Origin of the sequence: Streptosporangium sp. NPDC049248, from assembly GCF_040678965.1 — a bacterium.
Lineage (GTDB): Bacteria > Actinomycetota > Actinomycetes > Streptosporangiales > Streptosporangiaceae > Streptosporangium > Streptosporangium fukuiense.
This window is the reverse complement of record NZ_JBFAQY010000021.1, coordinates 101,640-122,456: the sequence shown is the minus strand read 5'-3', so window position 1 is coordinate 122,456 and position 20,817 is coordinate 101,640. Positions and strand designations below refer to the sequence as shown.

20 protein-coding genes are annotated in these 20,817 nt (G+C 70.6%); 7 read left to right on the top strand and 13 right to left on the bottom strand.

Translation table 11 applies throughout. From position 1 onward, the window contains the following. Window positions 1–483: 483 nt before the first annotated feature. From AB0K21_RS31070 to AB0K21_RS31060, 3 genes are all read right to left on the bottom strand, one after another. Window positions 484–741 (bottom strand): hypothetical protein, encoded by a 258-nt coding sequence (locus AB0K21_RS31070; RefSeq protein ID WP_343964049.1) that lies wholly within the window; start codon window positions 739–741, stop codon window positions 484–486. Window positions 742–864: 123 nt separating this feature from the next. After that, window positions 865–1,101 (bottom strand): DUF397 domain-containing protein, encoded by a 237-nt coding sequence (locus AB0K21_RS31065; protein WP_030921376.1) that lies wholly within the window; start codon window positions 1,099–1,101, stop codon window positions 865–867. After that, the gene (locus tag AB0K21_RS31060; protein ID WP_343964142.1) at window positions 1,102–1,923 is read right to left on the bottom strand and encodes a helix-turn-helix transcriptional regulator; all 822 of its coding nucleotides are present in this window, start codon (window positions 1,921–1,923) and stop codon (window positions 1,102–1,104) included. Window positions 1,924–2,278: 355 nt separating this feature from the next. Between AB0K21_RS31060 and AB0K21_RS31055 the strand changes: the two genes are divergently transcribed. Beyond that, entirely contained in the window at window positions 2,279–2,710 is a 432-nt protein-coding gene (locus AB0K21_RS31055; protein WP_343964053.1) for an ATP-binding protein, read from the top strand. Between the two features lie 270 nt (window positions 2,711–2,980). Further along, complete coding sequence (locus AB0K21_RS31050) at window positions 2,981–5,377, top strand: helicase-associated domain-containing protein (protein ID WP_364155216.1); 2,397 nt, start codon at window positions 2,981–2,983, stop codon at window positions 5,375–5,377. A 105-nt stretch (window positions 5,378–5,482) separates the two neighbouring features. Here the strand turns inward: AB0K21_RS31050 and AB0K21_RS31045 are convergent, their stop codons facing one another. Next, on the bottom strand, window positions 5,483–6,469 hold the full coding sequence (locus AB0K21_RS31045) for an ABC transporter substrate-binding protein (protein ID WP_343964057.1): 987 nt from the start codon (window positions 6,467–6,469) through the stop codon (window positions 5,483–5,485). 118 nt (window positions 6,470–6,587) lie between these two features. On the opposite strand from AB0K21_RS31045, the gene AB0K21_RS31040 reads away from it, so the two are divergent. From AB0K21_RS31040 to AB0K21_RS31030, 3 genes are all read left to right on the top strand, one after another. Continuing rightward, window positions 6,588–7,661, top strand: coding sequence for an iron chelate uptake ABC transporter family permease subunit (locus AB0K21_RS31040; protein ID WP_343964059.1), 1,074 nt, complete (start codon window positions 6,588–6,590; stop codon window positions 7,659–7,661). 94 nt (window positions 7,662–7,755) lie between these two features. After that, window positions 7,756–8,823, top strand: coding sequence for an iron chelate uptake ABC transporter family permease subunit (locus AB0K21_RS31035; RefSeq protein ID WP_343964061.1), 1,068 nt, complete (start codon window positions 7,756–7,758; stop codon window positions 8,821–8,823). Continuing rightward, entirely contained in the window at window positions 8,820–9,614 is a 795-nt protein-coding gene (locus AB0K21_RS31030; protein WP_364155213.1) for an ABC transporter ATP-binding protein, read from the top strand. Before AB0K21_RS31035 ends, AB0K21_RS31030 begins: the two co-directional genes overlap by 4 nt. Window positions 9,615–9,633: 19 nt before the next feature. Here AB0K21_RS31030 and AB0K21_RS31025 read toward each other — a convergent pair whose 3' ends face one another. Beyond that, complete coding sequence (locus AB0K21_RS31025) at window positions 9,634–11,244, bottom strand: DUF885 domain-containing protein (protein ID WP_364155211.1); 1,611 nt, start codon at window positions 11,242–11,244, stop codon at window positions 9,634–9,636. A 119-nt stretch (window positions 11,245–11,363) separates the two neighbouring features. On the opposite strand from AB0K21_RS31025, the gene AB0K21_RS31020 reads away from it, so the two are divergent. Continuing rightward, window positions 11,364–11,684: a co-chaperone GroES gene (locus tag AB0K21_RS31020; protein WP_343964067.1), complete on the top strand. Its 321-nt coding sequence runs from the start codon at window positions 11,364–11,366 to the stop codon at window positions 11,682–11,684. A gap of 161 nt (window positions 11,685–11,845) precedes the next feature. Here AB0K21_RS31020 and AB0K21_RS31015 read toward each other — a convergent pair whose 3' ends face one another. From AB0K21_RS31015 to AB0K21_RS31000, 4 genes are all read right to left on the bottom strand, one after another. After that, window positions 11,846–12,799: a hypothetical protein gene (locus tag AB0K21_RS31015; RefSeq protein ID WP_343964069.1), complete on the bottom strand. Its 954-nt coding sequence runs from the start codon at window positions 12,797–12,799 to the stop codon at window positions 11,846–11,848. A gap of 116 nt (window positions 12,800–12,915) precedes the next feature. Continuing rightward, window positions 12,916–13,188 (bottom strand): hypothetical protein, encoded by a 273-nt coding sequence (locus tag AB0K21_RS31010; RefSeq protein ID WP_343964071.1) that lies wholly within the window; start codon window positions 13,186–13,188, stop codon window positions 12,916–12,918. Window positions 13,189–13,366: 178 nt separating this feature from the next. Continuing rightward, the gene (locus AB0K21_RS31005; RefSeq protein ID WP_364155208.1) at window positions 13,367–14,197 is read right to left on the bottom strand and encodes an ABC transporter permease; all 831 of its coding nucleotides are present in this window, start codon (window positions 14,195–14,197) and stop codon (window positions 13,367–13,369) included. Between the two features lie 124 nt (window positions 14,198–14,321). Then, window positions 14,322–15,308: an ATP-binding cassette domain-containing protein gene (locus tag AB0K21_RS31000; protein ID WP_343964144.1), complete on the bottom strand. Its 987-nt coding sequence runs from the start codon at window positions 15,306–15,308 to the stop codon at window positions 14,322–14,324. A 131-nt stretch (window positions 15,309–15,439) separates the two neighbouring features. Between AB0K21_RS31000 and AB0K21_RS30995 the strand changes: the two genes are divergently transcribed. Then, complete coding sequence (locus tag AB0K21_RS30995) at window positions 15,440–16,210, top strand: TetR/AcrR family transcriptional regulator (protein ID WP_343964076.1); 771 nt, start codon at window positions 15,440–15,442, stop codon at window positions 16,208–16,210. A 134-nt stretch (window positions 16,211–16,344) separates the two neighbouring features. Here AB0K21_RS30995 and AB0K21_RS30990 read toward each other — a convergent pair whose 3' ends face one another. The 4 genes from AB0K21_RS30990 to AB0K21_RS30975 all read right to left on the bottom strand — a co-directional run bounded on the left by AB0K21_RS30990 (window position 16,345) and on the right by AB0K21_RS30975 (window position 20,556). Further along, on the bottom strand, window positions 16,345–17,490 hold the full coding sequence (locus AB0K21_RS30990; protein ID WP_343964078.1) for an AI-2E family transporter: 1,146 nt from the start codon (window positions 17,488–17,490) through the stop codon (window positions 16,345–16,347). Window positions 17,491–17,865: 375 nt separating this feature from the next. Beyond that, entirely contained in the window at window positions 17,866–19,065 is a 1,200-nt protein-coding gene (locus tag AB0K21_RS30985) for a helix-turn-helix domain-containing protein (RefSeq protein WP_364155206.1), read from the bottom strand. A gap of 390 nt (window positions 19,066–19,455) precedes the next feature. Further along, window positions 19,456–19,830 (bottom strand): hypothetical protein, encoded by a 375-nt coding sequence (locus AB0K21_RS30980; RefSeq protein ID WP_343964082.1) that lies wholly within the window; start codon window positions 19,828–19,830, stop codon window positions 19,456–19,458. 219 nt (window positions 19,831–20,049) lie between these two features. Then, window positions 20,050–20,556 carry a TIGR02611 family protein gene (locus AB0K21_RS30975; protein WP_343964084.1) on the bottom strand — a complete coding sequence of 169 codons (507 nt, stop codon included), beginning with the start codon at window positions 20,554–20,556 and terminating at the stop codon, window positions 20,050–20,052. Window positions 20,557–20,817: the final 261 nt, after the last annotated feature.

The following is a 20,817-nucleotide window of genomic DNA, read 5'->3' as shown; positions in this document are numbered from 1 at the left end:
TCGCGCACCGGCTCCCATGCGGAGGCGACAGAGGATCCGAGCGCTCTCACCGTCATTTCGGGAAGCAGCGATCACGCTAGTGGGAGGTCCTGCGAAAACCTTGAAACATGCTTGGGTTTGGCTTGGAGCCCCAGGAGGGGTGTGCCGCCCAAGACGCCACGGCGACAGAAGGCACCGGAAACAGCGGTCATGCCGGGTGAGCGCCCAGGCCGCACCCGTACGGGAAAGTCGGCGACTCAGCGGCCCCACATCCGCCGCCTGCGGAGACGCACCCTCCGGGCGGCCCTGCCGCCGGAGTCCGGCCGGCAGGAGACGCAAGACGGAGGACGCGGGTGGAGACGATCTCCTGCCGCGGACGCGCAAAGCCTCACCAGGTGGCGGATTCGCCGGTGAGACGACGGGCCATGAGATCGTTCACGGCCAGGTGGATCATGGCTTCGGACCGGTCGGGGAAAGGGGCCTCGCGTGGTGCGGAGATCCCGTTCAGGCGGCCGCGGCGGCGGGCTGCGGGCCCCGGCCGGTCAGCCATTCGAGCACCTTGCGATGGCCGTGGCAGGCGTCCTCGAAGTGACCCCAGCGCCAGTAACGTGGCTGGTCGCGCACTCCGGTGACCCATGTGCGGTAGGACACCGGAGTGGGCGCACCCTCCCCCGTCACCGCCGAGGCAACGCCGTAAGTGCGGATCACGACGCGCCCGCCTGGCGCGAACAGCACGTCGTCGGCCACCGGGTACAAGGTCATCTGGTCGAGCACGGCTTGAGCCCCCAATCGCTGTGATCTCAAACTCTTCCGTGCCGTTCCACTCTCCCGGTTACACCACCGGCGCGGCTCGGTTAACCCGGCGGCTCTGAGGTAAAAACGGTGTTACACCGTTAAACCGTCGAACTCCCCATCCTTCACCCCGAGCACCAGGGCACGAATCTCGTCCCTGGTGTAGATCAGGGCAGGCCCCTCGGGAAAACGCGAGTTTCGGACCGCGATGCTGCCATCCGAAAGTTCGGCAAGCTCGACGCAGTTACCCGTCGAGTTGCTGTAGCGGCTCTTGCGCCAGCTGGCCCCGGCAAGGTCAGTGGCCGGCATGCCGTTGTAGGTCTGCTCCATTTACATCTCTCTGAGAAGGTCGCCGAGGATCTCGGCGGTGCCCCCGGGCGTGGTGCTTTCCACGCACAACTGCTCCATGGCCGTGAGGTATGGATCGATGTCCTCACGTTTGTCCAGGTAGAGGGCACCCCAGAGCTGCTCGACGTAGACGACGTCCGACAGGTCGGACTCGGGAAACCGCAAGATGCTGAACGCGCCACCCTCAGCCGCGTGCATGCCGAATCGGAAAGGCATCACCTGGAGGGTGATGTTGGGAAGCGTGGACACTTCCAGCAGGTGCTGGATCTGCTCACGCATCGTCTCCTTACCTCCGATGGGACGCCTCAGGGCCGCCTCGTCGATGACCGCCCACAACCGGGGGCCGTCCTTCTTCGTTAAGCGATCCTGCCGCTGCATGCGCATATGCACACGACGCTCGATCTCCGCCTCCGGCACGTCCGGGTAGCCCAGCCGGATCACGGTGCGCGCGTAGGCGGATGTCTGCAGCAGGCCGGGAATGAACTGCACCTCGTAGGTGCGGATCATGTTCGCCGCCTCCTCCAGCCCCACGTAGGTGGTGAACCAGTTCGGCAACAGGTCGCCGTACTTGTGCCACCAGCCGGGGGTGTTCGCCTCGCGGACCATCTCCAGCAGGCCGCGCCGTTCTGCGTCGTCGAGTACGCCGTACAGGGTGAGCAGGTCTTCCACGTCACGCGTCTTGAAGCCGACGCGGCCGAGTTCCATACGGCTGATCTTGGACTCTGAGGCACGGATGTGGAATCCCGCTGCCTCACGGGCGAGCCCCTTCTCCTCACGCAGCCGGCGCAGACTCGCGCCGAGCATGATGCGCCGGACAGTGGAACCGGTACCGGGCGGATCCATGGACACGTGATGCTCCTCGCTCGCTTTCCTGATCGACAGTCTGTCACTTCGCGGCCGAAGAGTCCCTGGCCACGATCAAGATCCCCTTTCGTCCAAAATTACCCAATCACCGGTAACGGTAGCGGTTGCACACACCTTATGCACGTGCATTCGCTCTTGCACCTGCACGGGAGTTTGCACCATGATTGCGACTGTGCAGTCCGCCCAAACCGCGCCCCCCCGAACGTCAACGTCATGGACGGCGCTCGACTGGTGGCCCCCCGCAGGCTGGTGGCCCGACTCCGCGCGTGATCTTCTCTCCGGATCCCCCGCAGCCATGGCCAGCGCCACCTTCGTGCTCCCGCCACACGCCGAGTCCGTCCACTCCGCCCGCAGCTTCGCGACGGGCACCCTCACCGGCTGGGACCTCGGCGAGCTGGGCGAGAACATGGAGCTGGTCGTCTCGGAACTGGCGACCAACGCCCTCAGACACGGCCTCCGGCTCGCCGAGTCACGCGCCAGGGAGCCGATCCGGCTCTCGCTGATCCGACGGGGCAATCTGGTCACCTGCACGCTCAACGACCCGGGAGCCGGCTTCCCCGCGCTCCGCGATCCTTCGCCGCTCGACATCGGCGGCCTCGGACTGCACATCGTCGAGTCACTGAGCCTCCGCTGGGGCTGGGCACCGCTGGCCCCGTACGGCAAGATTGTCTGGGCCGTCCTGCGGACCGCCCTTCGCGAGGATCCCGCCCCCCTCGACCGCCCGTAGACCCACGAACGCCCGCCACGCCCCGCTCCTTCACCACCTCCACCGACCTCTTCCGGACGGCGCCGCCTCTTCCCCTCAAGGGCGCCAATCGGTCCCGGGGCCGCCACTCCTCCCTCCCGGCGGCCCCGGGACCGGTTAGAACCGGATGGGGACCTCATATAACGCGTCGCATTCTGCGCGGTAGACGCCGTCAGAGATGCCCTCTGCATTACCGTGGATGTTTATGGCTCACGGAGAGTCCCCGCGCGAGATTCCTGAGAGAGCTGCGAGATGGACGATCACCTGCTCGGCTGGTTGAAAACCCTCGACGAAGAACGGCTCGCCCGAGTTCTGGCCAACCGGCCGGACGCCATCGCCCCGCCGTGGCCGCGCCGCCTGGACACCCTGGCGCAGCGGCTGGGCAACGGGTTCGCGGTGATGGAGGTCATGCGCGGCCTGCCGCTGCCCTCCCTGGAGGTGGCGCAGGCCGCGCTGACCCTCGGCGAGCAGGCCGGGCCCGAGGCGGTGGCCCGTTTCATGGGCGTGTCCGAGGCCGAGGTGGCGCCCTGGCTCGACCTGCTGTTCGACCACGCCCTGGCGTGGCCGGACGCCGAGGGCCGTATCCGGGTGGCCGAGGGACTCGCCCGCTGGTGGACCGCCCCCTGCGGGCTCGGTGAGCCGCTCCCCAACTACCTGAACTCCTGGACGGTCAGCGCGGACGCGCTGCGCGAGCTGGCCAGGACCCTGGGCCTGCCGCACGGCCCGAAGCGGCGTACGGTCGCCAGGGTCACCGAGATCCTCTCCGACCCGCACCGGGTGACCGCACTGCTGGAGAAGGCTCCCGAGGGTGCGAGGCGGCTGCTTGAGGAGTTCGCCTGGGACGGTCCTGTCCGCGACGTGGACGGCGGCGAGTTCGTGGTGCCGGGGTCTCCCGAGAAGTGGGCCACCGACCACGGGCTGCTCTTCCGCCCCAGCTGGAATGTGGCCGAGATGCCCCGTGAGGTGGCGCTCGCGCTGCGCGGCCCCGACTACCACCCGCCCTTCACCCCCGTCCCGCCCGACCTGGCCACGCTCCCCGTAGACCCCGAGGCCGTCGACCACCTGATGACCCTGGCCGCGCCACACGTGGTGGAACGCTGCGCCGCCATGCTGGAGAACACCGCGAAGTTCCCGCTGCCGCTGCTCAAGGCGGGCGGGGTGGGGGTGCGCGAGGTCCGGCGGGTGGCCAAGGACACCGGCTGCGACGAGGACGAGACCCGTCTGCTGCTGGAGGTCTGCGCGGTGGCCCGGCTGCTGGCCTGGGACGACTCCGCCGGCGGGCTGGTGCCCACCGAGAAGTTCGACCGCTGGCGGCTGGACGACGCGGCCGCCAGGCTCAGGGTGCTGCTGTCGGCGTGGTGGCGGATGGAGCGCTCGTCGCTCCGGAAGGTCGACGGCAAGTACGGCACGGTGCTCGGCGACGATCCCGCCGGGGCCATGGTCGCCCGCGCCCGGCGGGCGGTGCTCGGCGTGCTGGCCCGCCTGCCCGCCAGCACCGCGTGCGTCGACCTGGCCGGGCTGGTCGAGTCCGCGTACTGGCACGCCCCGCTGCTGGACCGGTCGCTGCTGGCCGAATGCGCTCCCGCCGTGCTGGAGGAGGCCCGGATGCTCGGGCTGGTCGCCCTCGACACGATCACCGACCTCGGCCGCGCGATGGCCGGGCTGGACGCCTTCCCCGGCGACGAGATCGACGACTCCGCACCCCTGGTGGAGAACGACCCCGTGCTGGTCGAGTGCTCCACCAGGGCGCTGGCCAGCGTGCGGCGGAGCGCGCTCTTCGGCGCCGACCTCACCGCGGTGGTGACCGGCCCGCCCGCCGGCGAGCTCGCCGAACTGCTCGACCGGGCCGCCGAGCGCGAGTCGCGCGGCGCGGCCTCGGTCTGGCGGTTCACCCCGGCCAGCGTGCGCCGGGCCATGGACGCCGGCTACACCGCCGAGGGTCTGCTGACGGACCTCGCCGAGGTGGGCAGGGTGCCGCAGCCCCTCGAGTACCTGATTCACGACGTGGCCAGGCGGCACGGCGAGGTCACGGTGACCACCGTCGCCTGCATCGTGCAGGCCTCCGACCCGGTGCTGCTGGCCGAGATCGCCGGGCATCGGCGGCTGGGCAGGCTGGGCCTGCGGCTGCTCGCCCCGACCGTGCTGGCCAGCGCGATGCCCGCCGACAGGACCCTGGCGGCGCTGCGGGAGAACGGCTACGCGCCGGTGCCCATCGAGGACACCGGGGAGATCACCATCCGCAGGGCCCGCGTCGAGGAACCGCGGAACGGGCGGCTGATCCTGCTGCCCGGAGGCAGAGTGGCCGAGTTCGAACAGCCCCCGTACCCACTGGTGGAGCCGCCGCCGGACCCCCGCGAGCACGCCCAGCGCCTGCTCGTCGCCGAGGGCCAGGCCGCCCAGTCCGGCGGCAGGACGTGGGCGGTCATCGGCCGCATGGCCTCCCGCCTGCCGACCGCCCAGCAGTCGCTGCTCGGCTTCGTCGTCGATCGGGGCGTGCGGGCGGCGATCACGCTGACCGACGGCCTGACCGCCACCATCAGCCACGGCGAGCTGCGCAGCGGCGTGCTCGACGCGTGGTGCGAGGAGGCGGGCGACTACCTGGAGTTCCCGCTGGCCGACATCATCGAGGTCCGCGGCGCTTACACCTGATCCCGCCCGCCGGCCGCTTCGCGGAGCCGAGCGCGTGGGCCGGTGCCTCCCAGATCCGCGACCGGACCCACGGCCGCGGTCCGGCTGACCTTCCCGGCCACCGGGCTAGAGCTTCTTGGCCTTGACCAGGTCGGCCAGGAGCTTCTCCAGCACGTCGGCGTAGCCCTGGTAGCTGTAGCGCTCCTCGGCGTGCCAGGCGTAGACCTGCCCGGCCTTGACCGCGGGCAACTTGGCGAAGGTCGGCTTCTTCATCATCTCGTCGACCCGCATCGACTGGGTGCGGGCGTCCACCAGGATCACGTCCGCCTCGTAGGTGTCGGCGTTCTCCCAGCTCAGCGTCTCCCAGAAGCCCGCCTCGTCGACCTTGTCCGGCACCACGACGTCCAGGCCCAGCTCCTTGAAGTAGCGCACGTCCGCGTGGTCGTCGGGATTGACCACCCACATCATCTCCGGGCCACCCGACATGATCAGGATCTTCAGGTTCTTGGTCTCGGGGGTGACGAGCGCCTTGGCCGCGGCGTCGAACCTCGCCTTGGCCGCGGTCACCTCGGGGGCGTTGAGGTCCGCGCCGAGGGCGGCGGCCACCTCGCCGTACTTCCCGATGATCTCGGGCAGCGACTTGCCGACCAGGCGGACGCCGAGGGTGGGCGCCACCTGCTCGATGGTCGAGGTGGACTTCTCCGGCACGTACCAGAGGGTGTCTCCGGTGTACATGCCGCTGACCAGCAGGTCCGGCTGGAGCGAGATGTACTTCTCGACGTTGAACTCGTCCCACACGTTGCCGATGGACTCGACCTTGGTGATGTCGACGTTGCCGACCTGGGGGTCCCTGGTCCCGTCCTTGAGCCTGTGCGGGCCGAAGACAGCGACCGGGCGGACCCCGAAGTCCCAGAGCGCGGCGGCGGCGCCGACCTGGGCGACGACGCGGGCGGGGCGCTCGGGCCGCTCGATCTTCTTTCCGCGGTCGTCGGTGAAGGTCCACGGACCCGCCGCCGACGAGGAGGCAGCCGGAGAGCCACTGGCCGCGGGAGCCGTCTCGGTGCCGCTCCCGCAGGCGGCCAGGGCGAACACGAGGCCGAGGCCGACAGCCATGAATCCCCGCCGCGGAAGGACAGGTAGGGACATTTCGCTCTCCAAAAGATAGGCTTACCTAAATGGCTATTTCATTAGATTAGCCTTACCTTAGCTATACCGACAGGGAGGGGGACCGGTGAGCAGGGCCGGTGTGGCCACGGCCGCGTCCAGGACGGCCGGGGAACCGGACGGCACGTCGCCGCCGGCGAAACGGCGTGCGGCCACGCTGGCGGCCGGGCTGCCGGCCGCGCTGGCCGTACTGGTGCTGCTGGCGCTGGTCAGCGTCGCGGTGGGATCTCGCTCGGTCCCACTGTCCACGGTGCTGGACGCGTTGCTCGCCCCCGACGGGTCCACCGACCACACGGTCATCAGGGACCTGCGCGTGCCACGGACACTGATCGGCATCGGCGTGGGCGCGGCACTCGGCCTGGCCGGCGCGCTGATGCAGAGCCTCACCCGTAACCCGCTCGCCGATCCAGGTCTGCTGGGCGTCAACCAGGGCGCGGCACTCGGCGTGACGGTCGCCATCGGGCTGCTGGGCCTGAGCGACCCCTCCGTCTACGTCTGGTTCGCGTTCGCCGGCGCGGCCGCCGCAGCGGTGCTGGCCTACGCGCTCGGCTCCGCCGGACGCTCGGGCGGCGGCCCGGTACGGCTCACGCTCGCCGGTGTCGCGCTGGGCATGGTGTTCAACGCCGCGGCCTCGGCGATCCTGCGGGCCGACACCGCGACCTTCGACCGGATGCGGTTCTGGCTCACCGGTTCGCTGGCCGGGATCAGCGCCGACGTGGCGATCCGGCTCGCCCCGTTCCTCGTGGCCGGCCTGGTGCTCGGACTGCTGCTGGCCAGGCCGCTCAACACCATGGCACTGGGCGACGAGGCGGGACGCGCGCTGGGCGTGAACATGGCCCGCACCCGCGGGCTGACCGCGCTCGCGGTCACCCTGCTGTGCGGGGCCGCCACCGCCGCCGCCGGGCCGCTGTGGTTCGTGGGCCTGGCCGTGCCGCACGCGGTACGCGCCTTCACCGGCCCCGACCAGCGCTGGGTCCTGCCGTACACCGTCGTGCTCGCCCCCGTGGTGCTGCTCGGCTCCGACATCCTCGGCCGGGTGGTCGCCGCCCCCGCCGAGGTGCAGGTGGGCGTCATGTGCGCGTTCGTCGGCGCCCCGGTTTTCATCCTGCTCGCCCGCCGCCGGAGGCTCGCCGCCCTATGAAGGAAACCCTCCCGGTACGGGCCTCAGAGGCCCACCGCACGGACCCACATATGAAGCCGGCACGGGCCTCAGAGGCCCACCGCACGGATCTCTCGTGATCGCCCCACCGCCGGCCCCCGCCAGGAAGAGCGGCCGTCCCACCGGGCCCCCGCTGAACGCCCTGCGCGTGCGTTCCTGGTCGCTGCGGCTCTCCCCGCGCGGCCTCGTCACCGGCACCGCCATCGCCGTACTCGGCCTGGTCGTCAGCCTGGTCGCGCTGTCCGTCGGCGAGTTCACGGTCCCCATCGGCGACATCGTGGCCGCGCTGTTCGGTGAGGGCCCCCCGGTCGCCGAGCTCATCGTGAACCGCCTGCGGGCACCGCGGATCGTGACCGGCCTGCTGGTCGGTGCCGCGTTCGGGCTGAGCGGGGCGATCTTCCAGAGCCTCACCCGCAACCCGCTCGGCAGCCCCGACTTCGTCGGCCTCACCTCGGGGGCGGCCACCGGGGGCATCGCCGCCGTGGTGCTGGGCGGCAGCGCCTGGCACATCGCGGGCGCCTCGCTCGCCGGGTGCGTCGCCGGCGCGCTGGCCGTGTACGCCCTGGCCTTCCAGCGCGGGATACAGGGCTACCGGCTGATCCTGGTCGGCATCGGGGTCAACGCACTGCTGATCTCCGCCGACTGGTACATGCTGACCCGCGCCGACATCGGCGACGCGGCCACCGCCGGGGCGTGGATCACCGGCAGCCTCGGCGGGCGCGGCTGGGAGCACGCGATCCCGGTCGCGTGCGCGATGGCCGTGCTCCTGCCCGCCTGCGCCTGGCTGTCGCGCCCGCTGCGGATGATGGAGATGGGCGACGACTCGGCCAGGGCCATGGGCATCCGCGTCGAGCCGGTGCGCGCGGCGGCGATCGCCGTCGGCGTGCTGCTGTGCGGTGTCGCCACCGCCGCCACCGGACCTGTGATCTTCGTGGCGATGGCCGCTCCCCAGCTGGCCCGGCGGATCAGTCGTTCCCCCGGCGTCACCCTGGTCACCTCGGCGCTGACCGGCGCCACCCTGCTGGTCGGCGCCGACCTGGCCGCGCAGCGCCTCTTCGCGCCGGTCCAGCTGCCGGTGGGAATCATGACCGCCGCGATCGGCGGCGTATACCTGGTGTTTCTCCTGCGGAGGGAACGACGTTGAGACTGTACGGCACCGGCCTGACCCTCTCCTACGACAAGCGTGTGGTGGCCAGGGACCTGGACGTCACGATCCCCGACGGGTCGTTCACCGTGATCATCGGCCCCAACGCGTGCGGCAAGTCCACGATGCTGCGCGCCCTGGCCCGGATGCTCAAGCCCCGCGCGGGAGCGGTCCACCTGGACGGATCCGTGATCACCTCGCTGCCCTCCAAGGAGGTGGCGCGCAGGCTGGGCCTGCTGCCGCAGAGCTCGATCGTGCCCGACGGCATCACGGTCGCCGACCTGGTGGGCCGGGGCCGCTACCCGCACCAGCGGATGATGCGCCAGTGGTCCCGCGAGGACGAGGCCGCGGTGGCGGCGGCCATGAAGTCCACCGACGTGACCGAGCTGGCCGACCGCTGCGTGGACGAGCTCTCCGGCGGCCAGCGCCAGCGCGTCTGGCTGGCCATGGCGCTGGCCCAGGAGACCCCGATCCTGCTGCTCGACGAGCCGACCACCTTCCTGGACATCGCCCACCAGATCGAGGTGCTCGACCTCTGCGCCGACCTGCACGAGCAGGGCAGGACCCTGGTCGCCGTGCTGCACGACCTGAACCAGGCCTGCCGCTACGCCACCCATCTGATCGTGATGCGCGACGGCCGGATCGTCGCCGAGGGCGACCCCTCCACGATCGTCACGGCCGACCTGGTACGGGAGGTCTTCGAGCTACGCTGCGAGATCATCGAGGACCCGCAGAGCGGCACCCCGCTGATCGTCCCCGAGACCCGCCGCCGCACTCCCGTCAGGACGTAGACGCGGGTCCCCCTAGAGACTAGGCCTCCAGCGCGACCCGGCGGGCCAGGCCCAGCGGGAGGCCACCACCGGAACCCGCCAGCGCGTCGTGGAAGGCGCGCAGGTCACCGCGGCCCGCGGCCAGGTAGTCGTCGCGGATGCGGTCGATCTCCAGTGCCCCCGTCAGATAGGAGGGCGCCTGGGTGGGCCACGCGCAGTAGCGGTTGACCTCCCCCTTGGCCGTGCCGGGGGTGAGCGAGGACCTCGTGGTCATGAACTCCTCGGCCTGCTCGATCGTCATGTCACCGCAGTGCAGCGAGGTGTCCACGATGATGCGGGCCGCGCGGAAGAGCCGGAAGTCCAGGTGGGCGAGCTCCTGGGCCGGAGTGGTGAAGTAGCCCTGCTCGTGCATCAGCTTCTCGACGTACAGGCCCCAGCCCTCGGTGAAGTACGGGGTGCGGAACAGCCTGCGGGCCCGGCGCGGGTTGCCCGCCATCCAGGACAGGTGCCAGTGGTGACCGGGGTACGCCTCGTGGACGGCGATGGAGGGCATCTGGGCCCTGGCGTTGGTGCGCAGCCGCTGGCGGACCTGTTCCCCGGTGAAGGAGGACGGGGTGAAGGGCACGAAGAAGTGCCCGATCCTGGAGGTCGACAGGGGCGGCGGCGGCATGTAGGAGGCGACGGCGAGGATGGGCCGCTGGAACTCGGGCGACGGGACGACCAGGCACTCCTCGCCCTCGGCGAAGGTCACCAGGCCGCGCTCGCGGACGAACCTCCTGGCCCGCTCCGTCTCGGCCTCGTACTCGGCCCGCATGTCCGCCAGCGTCGGCGCGTGGTCGTCCTGGAGCTCGGTGATGGCCGCGTGCCAGTCGCCCGAGCCGCCGTCCAACCGGGCCGCGACCTCGCGCATCCGCGCGTCCAGCCCGTCGTAGGCCTCCTGCCCTCGCCTGAGCAGCTCGTCGGCGCCGTAGCCGAGCATCTCCCGCTCGCGCAGCAGCGTGGAGTAGAGCTCCTCCCCCATCCGCCAGGTGCCCTCCGCCCGGAAACCTTCGAGGAACTCCACCAGCTCGTCGAAGGCCGCCGCCGCGGGCTCGGCCGCCGCGGCCAGCCGGGTGCGCAGCGCCTCGTCGGACACCTGGCCGGGGACCGTCTCGGTGAGGAAGCGGCGAGCGGTCCGCGCCTGGCCCAGCCCTCGCTCGATCAGCAGCGGGGCCGCCAGCGCGGGGTCGAGGTTGGCCCGGCAGGCGGCGATGACGCCCGGCACCTCGGCCAGCCGCGCGACGGCCGCGTCCACCAGCTCGGCCTCACCGGAGAGCCGCTGCAGGAACGGGCTGAACATCGAGGAGAAGATCGGGCCCACGTAGGCGGCCGGGTCACGCCGCCAGAGCGGCCACGCCTCGTACGCGATCTCGCCACGCAAAGTGGACATGACGAGTTCCCGGTCGATCTCGTCCTCGAAGTCTCCGGAGCCCCGTTCCCCCTGGAGCAGTTCCAGCCGGCGACGTGCCTCCCGCCCTCTGGCGAGGATGCCGGCCTCGGTGAAGTCACCGAGGGTCCTGTCGTACCCCGGCGCGCCCGCGAGGGCGGCGTAGATGGGATTCTCCGCCAGGTACCAGTCGAGAAAATCGCTTACCAGCTCGGGGGACGTCATACCGCGAGATCCTACTTCGCAGGTGATTCGACCACCGATGTGGTCACCGGTCGGCCTTCGCCCCCTCGGAGTCCGCGGACGAGCAGGCGCGGCTCCGCTGTTCCCATAAACTTCATGACGTGGGTGACCCGAAGTTCGAGATCCAGATGCTCCACGACCGTGTCATGGTCAAGGTCGAGCAGGAGTCAGAGGAACGACGCAGCACGGCCGGCATCGTCATCCCGGCGACGGTGAAGATGGCCAACCGCCTCGTCTGGGGTGAGGTCTGCGGCGCGGGCCAGAACGTCCGGGCGGTCAAGGTCGGCGACAAGGTCCTGTTCAACCCCGAGGACCAGTACGAGGTCGAGGTCCACGGCCAGATCTACCTGGTCATGCGCGAGCGCGACCTGCACGCCATCGCCACCCCGCAGACCGACAACGGCACCGGCCTCTACCTCTGAGCTCCACGTGAGCTCCACGAGGACATCTCCATCGCCCGGTTCCCCCGGACCTGGTCGTCTCCGCCGGATGGCCGGACCGCTTTCCGGCGCGAGGTCCGCCTGGGCGCGAAAGAGGTCCCCGGCCCGTGACCGGCCCGCCCTCGGGCCGGGCCGCACGGGGGTCACTTCCGGGTGTATCCGAGATAGAGCTTGTTGTTCCAGTCCTCGGTGGAGAAGGCGGCCAGCACCCGCGTGGTCTTGCCCTTGAGGGTCGACAGGACCACCTGGTAGTGGTTCCCGGAGGGGACGACCGCGATGAAGTGCTTCTCGTCCCACCATCCCCACAGGGCCTTCGGCCGGATGCCGGGCACCTTGGCCGCGAGCCTGCCCGAAAGGCGATCCCAGACGCAGACGTGCTCGGTGTGGCTGGACGGGCACCAGGTCATCAGGCCCTTGCCCGAGGGAGTGAAGGCGTCCTCACCGCCGGCGGGCCTGCCGGTCTTGGCCAGGGTGCGGCGGACCGTGCCGTCCGGCGCGTAGAAGCGGGCGCCGCCCCGGTACTCGGCCACCACCTCGGTGCCGTCGGAGCTCCAGCGGAACCGCGCGGCCTTGTCGACATCGGCCACGGTCACCGTCTTGGCGCTCTTCGCGGACACGTCGACGACCACGAACCCCGAGGTCGCCCACGCCGAGCCGCTCTTCCGCTCGGTGGTCAGCACCGCCTTGCGGCCGTCGCGGCTCCAGTGCGCGTAGTGCGCGACGAGCGGTTTCCGCACCGTACGGATCCTGGTCCCCTTGGAGGTCGCCAGGTCGAGCAGGACGACCGAGTCGTAGCCGCTCTTGTAGGAGGTGGGCACCGCCAGCGCGCTGGCCCCCTTCGGCGCGACCGTGATCTCCTGGTAGGCGGCCTGCCGGGTGAACCCGTCACCCCTGCGCAGGTAGGTCATCTTTCCGGAGGAGTACGACGTCACCCTGAGCGGGTCCGTGGCGTCCTCCCGCACGGTGACCCGGGTGCCGGGCAGCACGGTGTCGACGGGTGCGGCCTCGGCGTGCGCGGCCGCGGGGAGCGGCACGATCACCGAAGCCAGCACGACAAGGCAGCCGAGGAACCGGTAAATCCCAGGAGTCACGGACACGCCGGAATCCTAAGCCGGAAATCCCTCAAGATCCCGATCTAGACCGAATCGGTTAGAACAGGTGTAAGAGAGGCCGGTGGTGGTGAAGGGCCGCCCTCTCCTTGGACGGTGCCACGTCATGTCCCCTCCCCCGGCGCGGCCCCGCACCTCAGACACTCCCCGGCCACGGGGACTCGATGGCGCCGATGTTCGTAGAACCGGTGACCGAGCGCCGCCGCGACGAGCACCCCGCCGAGCAGCAGGAGCATGAAAGGCCCGTGCTTCTCATGCCCGATCAGGCCCATGACGAGATGGGCCACACCGGCGGCGACGATGATCGCGCCGACGTTGAGCAGTTCCCTGTTGAGCGTCCACCCCGAGGCGGATCGTTCCCGTTCCGTCTCACTCATGCCCTCAGACTCACTACCGTCAGTTACAGGCCCCGGCGAATCCCGTCACCGCGGTGTAAAACGCGGAGCGGCGATGTAAAACGCGGAGCACCCTCTCCCGGCGGCAAACGTTGTGATCCATCGGGAAACAGGACTCCCCCGGCCGCACGGAGGGCCGGCGGCCGGGAGGCCGGCTCCGTCAGCCGCCGAGCCGGCGGAACCTGTGCGCCGACAGCGGCAGGAAGACGGCGATCAGCAGCAGCGGCCAGAGCACCGCCATGAGAGTGGCGTTCTGCACGATCCACGACTCTCCCGCCCAGCCTGGGTTGTCGAAGAGCCCCCTGGTGGCCGTGGCGGTGGCCGAGAGCGGGTTCCACTGCGCGATCGCGCCGAGCCAGCCGGGCATGGTGGCGGGGTCGACGAACACACTGGACAGGAAGCCGACCGGCCAGACCAGGATCTGCACCGACGTCACCACCTCCGGCCCTCCCGACACGAGGCCGATGTAGATCCCCACCCAGAGCAGGGCGAAGCGCAGCAGCAGGAGCAGGCCCACCGCGGCCAGCGCCTCGCTCAGGCCGCCCTCGGCGCGCCAGCCGAGCAGCAGCCCGGCCCCGATCATGATGGCCAGTCCGACCGTCGAGTTGAGCATGTCGGCGATCCCGCGGCCCATGACGACCGCCGAGGCGCTCATCGGCATCGAGCGGAACCGGTCGGTCACCCCCTTGGCCGCGTCGGTGGTGACCGCCATCATCGTGCTCTCCAGGCCGAAGAGCATGGTCATCGCGAACATGCCGGGGATCAGGAAGTCGAAGTAGCCACCCCCGCCGGGGACGCCGATGGCGCCGCCGAACAGGCCGCCGAACATCAGCACCATCATGACCGGGAAGAGCCAGCCGACGGCCACCGTTCCCGGGGTTCGGACCCAGTGGCTCAGATCGCGCAGGGTGATGGTCCAGGAGTCTGCCAGCGCCCAGCCGAACCGGGAGAGCGGGGAGGTGTCGGGCAGGGGAGAGGTCGTCGTGCTCACGCGGATGCCTCCGTATCGGGGGTTGGGGTCGTCGTACCGGCCGGGGTGTCCCCGTCGGGAAGGGCGGCCGCCCGTTGTGGAGGTGCCCATACCGAATCGCCGCCGAAGAGCGCGGTCGCGGCGCTCACGCGGACGCCCCGGTACGGGTGGCCGTGTTCTCGGCCCCGCCCGTCAGGTGCAGGAAGACCTCGTCGAGCGTGGGACGGCGCAGCGTGACGTCGACCGGCTCGATCCCGGCGTCGCCGAGCGCGGTGGCCATGGTGACGAGCGCCCGGGTGCGCTCGGCGACCGGGATGCTGACCCGGCGCGACTCGGCGTCCACCAGGATCCCGCCGGAGGCGACCCGCACCGCGAGCGCCTCCGCCCTGGCCACGTCCGCCGGATCGGCGAGGACAAGGTCGAGCCAGTCGCCGCCGATGGCCGACTTCAGCTCCTCGGGAGTGCCCTCGGTGACGACCCGGCCCGCCCCGAGCATGGTGATCCGGTCGGCCAGCCGGTCCGCCTCCTCCAGATACTGGGTGGTGAGCAGCACGGTCGTGCCCGAGCCGACCAGGTCGCGGATGGCCGACCACACCTCCTGGCGGGCGGCCGGGTCGAGGCCGGTGGTGGGCTCGTCCACGAAGAGCACCCGGGGTGCGACGATGAGGCTCGCCGCCAGGTCGAGACGCCTGCGCATGCCGCCGGAGTACGCGCCGACCGGCTTGGCCCCGGCATCCGCCAGCGAGAAGCGCTCCAGCAGCTCGTCGGCCCGCCTCCGTGCCCCGGCGGCCGGCAGGTGGTTCAGCCTGCCGAACATCACCAGGTTCTGCCGCCCGCTGAGGATCTCGTCGACCGCCGCGTACTGGCCGACCAGCCCGATCCGCTCGCGCACCTGCCGCGCCTGGGTGCGGACGTCGAATCCCGCGACGCTCGCCCGGCCCGAGTCCGGGCGCAGCAGCGTGGCCAGGATCCTGACGGCCGTGGTCTTGCCCGCACCGTTGGGCCCGAGCAGGCCGCAGACCGTTCCGGCCGCCACCCGCAGGTCGAACCCGTTGAGACCCGCCCCCTCGGAGGCACCCGCGTAGTTCTTGCGCACGTCGTACGCGGCGATCGCGAACTCCGTCGCTCGCACAGCCACCTGTTTCACCCCTTTTCGCCCGTCTTCCCGCCCGGCGCCGTCACGCCTTCGTGGCGTAGACCGTACCGTACATCGTACGACTCGGCTACGGTGGTCCCAACGACGAAAATCTGGAGACTGTTCCCTTGAGTGCGAAGAAAGCTTCCGACGCCGACCCGGCACGCAGCCTGGCGCTCCTGTGGGGCTCGCACAGCAAGCCGGGGCGCTCCGGGCTCACCGTGCGCTCGATCGTCCTGGCGGCGATCGAACTGGCCAACGCCGAGGGGCTCGAAGCGGTCTCGATGCGCCAGGTCGCCGAGCGGCTGGGGGCCGGGACCATGTCCCTCTACACCCACGTCCCCGGCAAGGGCGAGCTGGTCGACCTCATGGTCGACACCGCGTACGGGGAGCTGTACGCCGATGTGGACGCCCCGTCCCGGCAGGCGGGCGGATGGCGGGGCGCGATGGAGTTCGTCGCCGCGCGCAACTGGGACCTCTACCGGCGCGATCCGTGGCTGCTGCAGGTCATCGACGCCCGCTCCACGCTGGGACCGAACGCCTCACTCAAGTACGAGGCCGAGCTGCGCCCGCTGGACGGTGTCGGCCTGACGGACGTCGAGATGGACTCCGTGCTGGCCCTGGTCCTCAGCCACGTGCAGAGCACCGCCAGGGCCGCGGCCAACCAGGCACGGGTCCAGCGGGAGAGCGGGATGACCGACGTCGAGTGGTGGCTGTCCAACGCCCCGCTGCTCGACAAGATCATGGACGAGGCCCGCTTCCCGGTCGCCTCCCGCGTCGGCCAGGCCGCAGGCCAGGCCCATCATGCGATCTCCGACCCCGCCCACGCCCTCACCTTCGGCCTGGACCGCATCCTGGACGGGGTCGCCGCCCTGATCGCGAGCAGGGAGCACCCGTAGGCCGGACATTCGCCGGGTTCTCACCCCAGGGCCCATCCGACTCGCCGGCGGGAGGATCCCGGCCGTCGGTCCTCGGCCCGATCCCTCCTGGCGAGGACGGCGGCATACCCGACGTCTGGGTGCTCGTCTTCGAATCAGGCGGGCTTCTCCGCCGGTGCGGCCGCGTCGGGTTTGGGCTCCCGCGCCGGTACGGCCGCGGCGGCTTCGGGCTCCCGGGGTGGGTCGCTGAGCTGTTCGCGCAGGTAGTTCCAGACCATGGCGATCAGGGCGGCGACCGGTACGGCGAGCAGGCTGCCCACGATGCCGGCCAGGCTGGCGCCCAGCGTCACCGCGAGCAGGATCACCCCCGCGTGCAGGCCCAGGCCGTGGCTCTGCACCATCGGCTGGAACACGTTGCCCTCCAGCTGCTGGACCGCGACGATGATGGCCAGCACGATCAGCGCGTCCGTCGGGCCGTTCGACACCAGCGTGATGAGCACGGCGACGAGGCCGGCGAACAGGGCGCCGACGATGGGCACGAACGCCGTCACGAAGGTCAGGACCGCCAGCGGGAACACCAGCGGCACACCCACGATCCACAGGCCGAGGCCGATGAAGACGGCGTCGAGCAGGCCGACGAACGCCTGGGAGCGGACGAAGGCGCCGAGGGTGTCCCAGCCGCGTGCGGCCACGGTCGGCACGTCCCCGGCGAGGCGGCCGGGGAGCTGGCGGGTCAGCCACGGCAGGAACCGCGGGCCGTCCTTGAGGAAGAAGAACATCAGGAAGAGCGCGAGGACGGTGGTGACCAGACCGTTGACGACGGTGCCCACCCCGGTCACGGTGGCGCTGACGATGCCGCCGACACTGTCCTGGAGGCGGGCGATCGCGGTGTCGAGCACGCTGGTGACCTGGTCGTTGCCGATGTTCAGCGGCGGCCCGGCGGCCCATGCGCGCACCTGCTTGATGCCGTTGACCACGCCGGTGGCCAGCTCTCCGGACTGCGACACGACGGGCACGACGATCAGGACCACGATGCCCGCGGCGACCAGGAGGAACAGCAGGGTCACGACCGACGCGGCCAGCGCGGGAGGCCAGCCGTGCCGGCGCAGGAAACGGGTCACCGGCCAGGTCAGCGTGGTGAGCAGCAGGGCGACCACGAGCGGCCAGACCACGGACCACATCTGGCCCAGGATCCACAGGGTCACCGCGCTCATCAGCAGGACCAGCAGCATCTCCGCGGAGATGCGCGCCGAGGTGCGCAGTGCGGCCCTGGTCTTCGTGGTACTCAGCGTGGCAGGCATGTGATCACCCTATGCATCCTCATGATCGGGCCCGCATCAACGCACAGGATTCAGGCGGACTCAGACTGGCGTGGCACCGTTTGCCCCGTCTTGTCCTGTTAAAACGGCGCCCTGCTTCATAGTAATGAGGAGTCATGCATCCGTTTCTCCCAGAAGCCCGGCGGAGAGGGCGTCCGCACCGTCACCTCCTGGATTCCAGGCCATGGGCGCGGCTGCGCCGACATCACGCTCTCCTCATCACAACCCGGCAGAACGACCATGTCCCAGACATCCCGTGTCTAAGAACGATCATCGCAAGGAGAGACGCCGAATCGGGCGACGAAGTCCCGCAGGACGGGGCGTCCGCCCCGGGTGCCGGGTGAGTGTGGGACCACCTCAGCCCGGCGCGGGGGTGAGACCGGCGGCGCGGGCCCGGAGGACCACCTCCAGCTCGAAGCGGTCGCCGGAGGTGCCGAGCTGGTCGGCGAAGAGTTCGGTGGCCTGACGGAGGCGGTAGCGGACGGTCTGCGGGTGGATGTGCAGCCTGGCCGCGACCTCGGTGGCGTTGCCGCTCTGCAACCAGGCCAGCAGGGTCTCGGCCAGCCGGTCGCGCTGGGAGGGGCGCAGGGCGAGCAGGGGTTCCAGCCGTGTCCGGCCCATGATCTGGATCAGCGACTCGTCCTGGAAGATCATCAGGGTGGCGAGGTGCTCGGACACCCGGGTGATCCGGCGACCGTCCAGCACCCCGCGCCTGGCCAGGGCCAGCGCGTCCCTGGCGAGCCTGAGCGAGAGACCCGCCTCCCCCACCGCGACCGCGGGGCCGATCACCACGGTCCAGTCGGCCGCCATGGCGTTCAGCAGGCCGTGCCGTCCTGGGCCTTCGGGGTCGGGCACGACCATGCAGGGGTCGGAGCGGTCGAGGTCGACGAGCACGTCGGGCGGGAGACCCGGCCTGGGCAGATCGCCCTGGGCGCGGGCCGCCAGGGCGACGCAGGCCAGGGTCCGCGGCATGGTCCAGCGCACCGACCTGGCCAGGTCGGCCACGGCGCGGGAGTCGGCGGCCGGGTGGGCGACGAGCAGGTCGAGCAGCCTGCGGCGCCTGAGTTCGAGCTCACCGGCCACCCGGACCTGAGCCTCGGCGTAGCCGTCGGCCGCCGCGGCGGCGATCTCGTCGAGATAGACCAGGATCGCCTCCCCGATGTCGCACATGCGCTGCCGGGACAGGTTGAGCCGCTCGGACTCCTCGGCCAGCCGCCGCCACGCCACCCTGGCGCAGATCCGCAGCGCGGACTGGAGCGAGTCGAGGGGTCGCCCCTCCGCGGCCTCCCCGCTGCCGACGGCACGGAAGACCTCCAGCAGCCGGGACCGGCTCGCCCCCCGGTCACCGACCCGGTTCACGAATCCGGCGAGCGCCTCCTCGACGGCGTGCCTGACGATGCGGGCATAGGCGCCGCTCTGCCGGGAGTACTCCGGCACGCTGGCCTGGATCTCGCCGATCATCTCCTCGGCCAGGACGTCCAGATAGGGACGGAGGGCCTCGGCGAACTCCCGGGGGATGTCCGCCTGCGGCTGTTCGACGACACGGGCAAGGCTCACGGGGACTCCTCCTGACTTCGGACGCTACTCCGATGTCAGGAAAGCGTCTTCTGACCGAAGCGCACATTTTCCCCGGCGCCCCCACTCACCCCCGTAACAAGAAATCACCCCCCGCGTCCGCCCCCCGTGAGGCTGCTCCCACATCCCCCCAGCACCCGGCCACACCCCCTCGAACCAAGCCGCCGAGCCGTCCCAAGAACCACCCCGGGGACGTGTTCCACGCTCTCTGCCTTGAGGGACGACTCGTGAGGCCGCGCCGGGGACTGGACTGAGGAGAGAGGGGTCGCGAGGAACGAGCGACCCCTCTCGACGAGGGAAGGAGCCGGGCAAGAGCGGCCGAGCCGCGACGCGTTAGCGTCGCAGTCAGTACAGCGTCGCGGTGAATACCGGTTAGAAGTAGCCGGTGCCCGTGATGGCGGCCGTCGTGTCGCCCATGTTCTTCACCCGGTAGCGGATGCACTGGGCGGGCTGGGGGGCGCTGGCGGCGACGTACGCGGCGTGGTCGTTGGCCGCGATCGGCACCGACCCGATGTACCGGCCACGGCAGTTGCCGACCTTGACCTTGACGGGCACGCTGTTGTTCTCCAGCTTGACCAGCACGTTTCCGTTGTACTGGCGCCCGGGGACGAGCTCGGGCGTGAGGAACACCTCCTCGCCGGGCTGCACCCTCGCGGACAGGTTGACGTCATCGGCGTGGGCGGGAGTGCCGGTCAGGGCGACGGCTCCGGCGGCCGCCAGGACCAACATCGAGGACAGGGCGCGCATCGAACGTCACTCTCCTTATTCGTCTCTACCGATCCGTCCCTGCGGATCGGACGTGGAGACACTACGGAGAGTCACATCCAGGGATGATAACGAGGTGACCGAGTCCGGGTAAAACTCCCGGGGTGCCGATCTCGTTTCCCCGACATACCTCGCCATTGCCGGTCAGAGCGGCAGCCCTGGCCGTTGCCGAAGAGGGCGCCGCCTCGCGTTGGAGGCGGGCTATCGGGTGAGGAGCTTCTGTGCCTCGACGATCAGGTCGAGGTCGAGGCTGAGCTTGAGGCCGTAGTAGACGATGGCGGTGGCGGTCACCGCGGCGGTGAGGACGACCAGGATCTTGACGCTCCAGCCCTGGTGGCCCAGCCAGGCCGTCCAGGCCGACAGGGTCCGCTTGCCGAACTCCAGCAGCCGGTGTGCCCAGTGGAACTCGGTGGCCAGCACCGCCAGCCCCGCGAAGACGACCAGCCAGCCGGGGCCGGGGAAGGGCACCATGATGAGACCGCCGATGACCAGCACCGCGCCGATGGTGCCGATGACGATCTTCAGGGTGAGGCGTCCGGCGCGGGTGGACCTGATCCCGTCGAGCCAGCCGTGGATACCTGGCCGCGCGGCGGCCTCGTCCTTCGGCACGCCGGCGTCAACGATCTCGTTCGGAGCGTCGCCGGCGCCGGTTTCCGACGGGCGTCCCGTCTCGTCCTGAGGGCTGCGCACCCCGTCTGAGATCGCCATGCTCTCCCCCGGACAATCGGTTTCTTTCACAATAGGCTCTGCCAAGCGGCCCGGCCGTCGTTGACGCCTTACATCATCCTTAAGGCTGAGGCCATGGGGTTCTTCAGGTGGAGGCCGCGAGACCCCGCCTGCGGCTCGGCCGGGATACCCAGACATACCCGCAAACAACGTATAGGACGACAGGTGGCGCTTAAGCCGCGAATCGTCCAGCGGAACGGCGGAAGCGGAACGGCCCCGCCCACGCCCGTTCGGGGCGTGGGC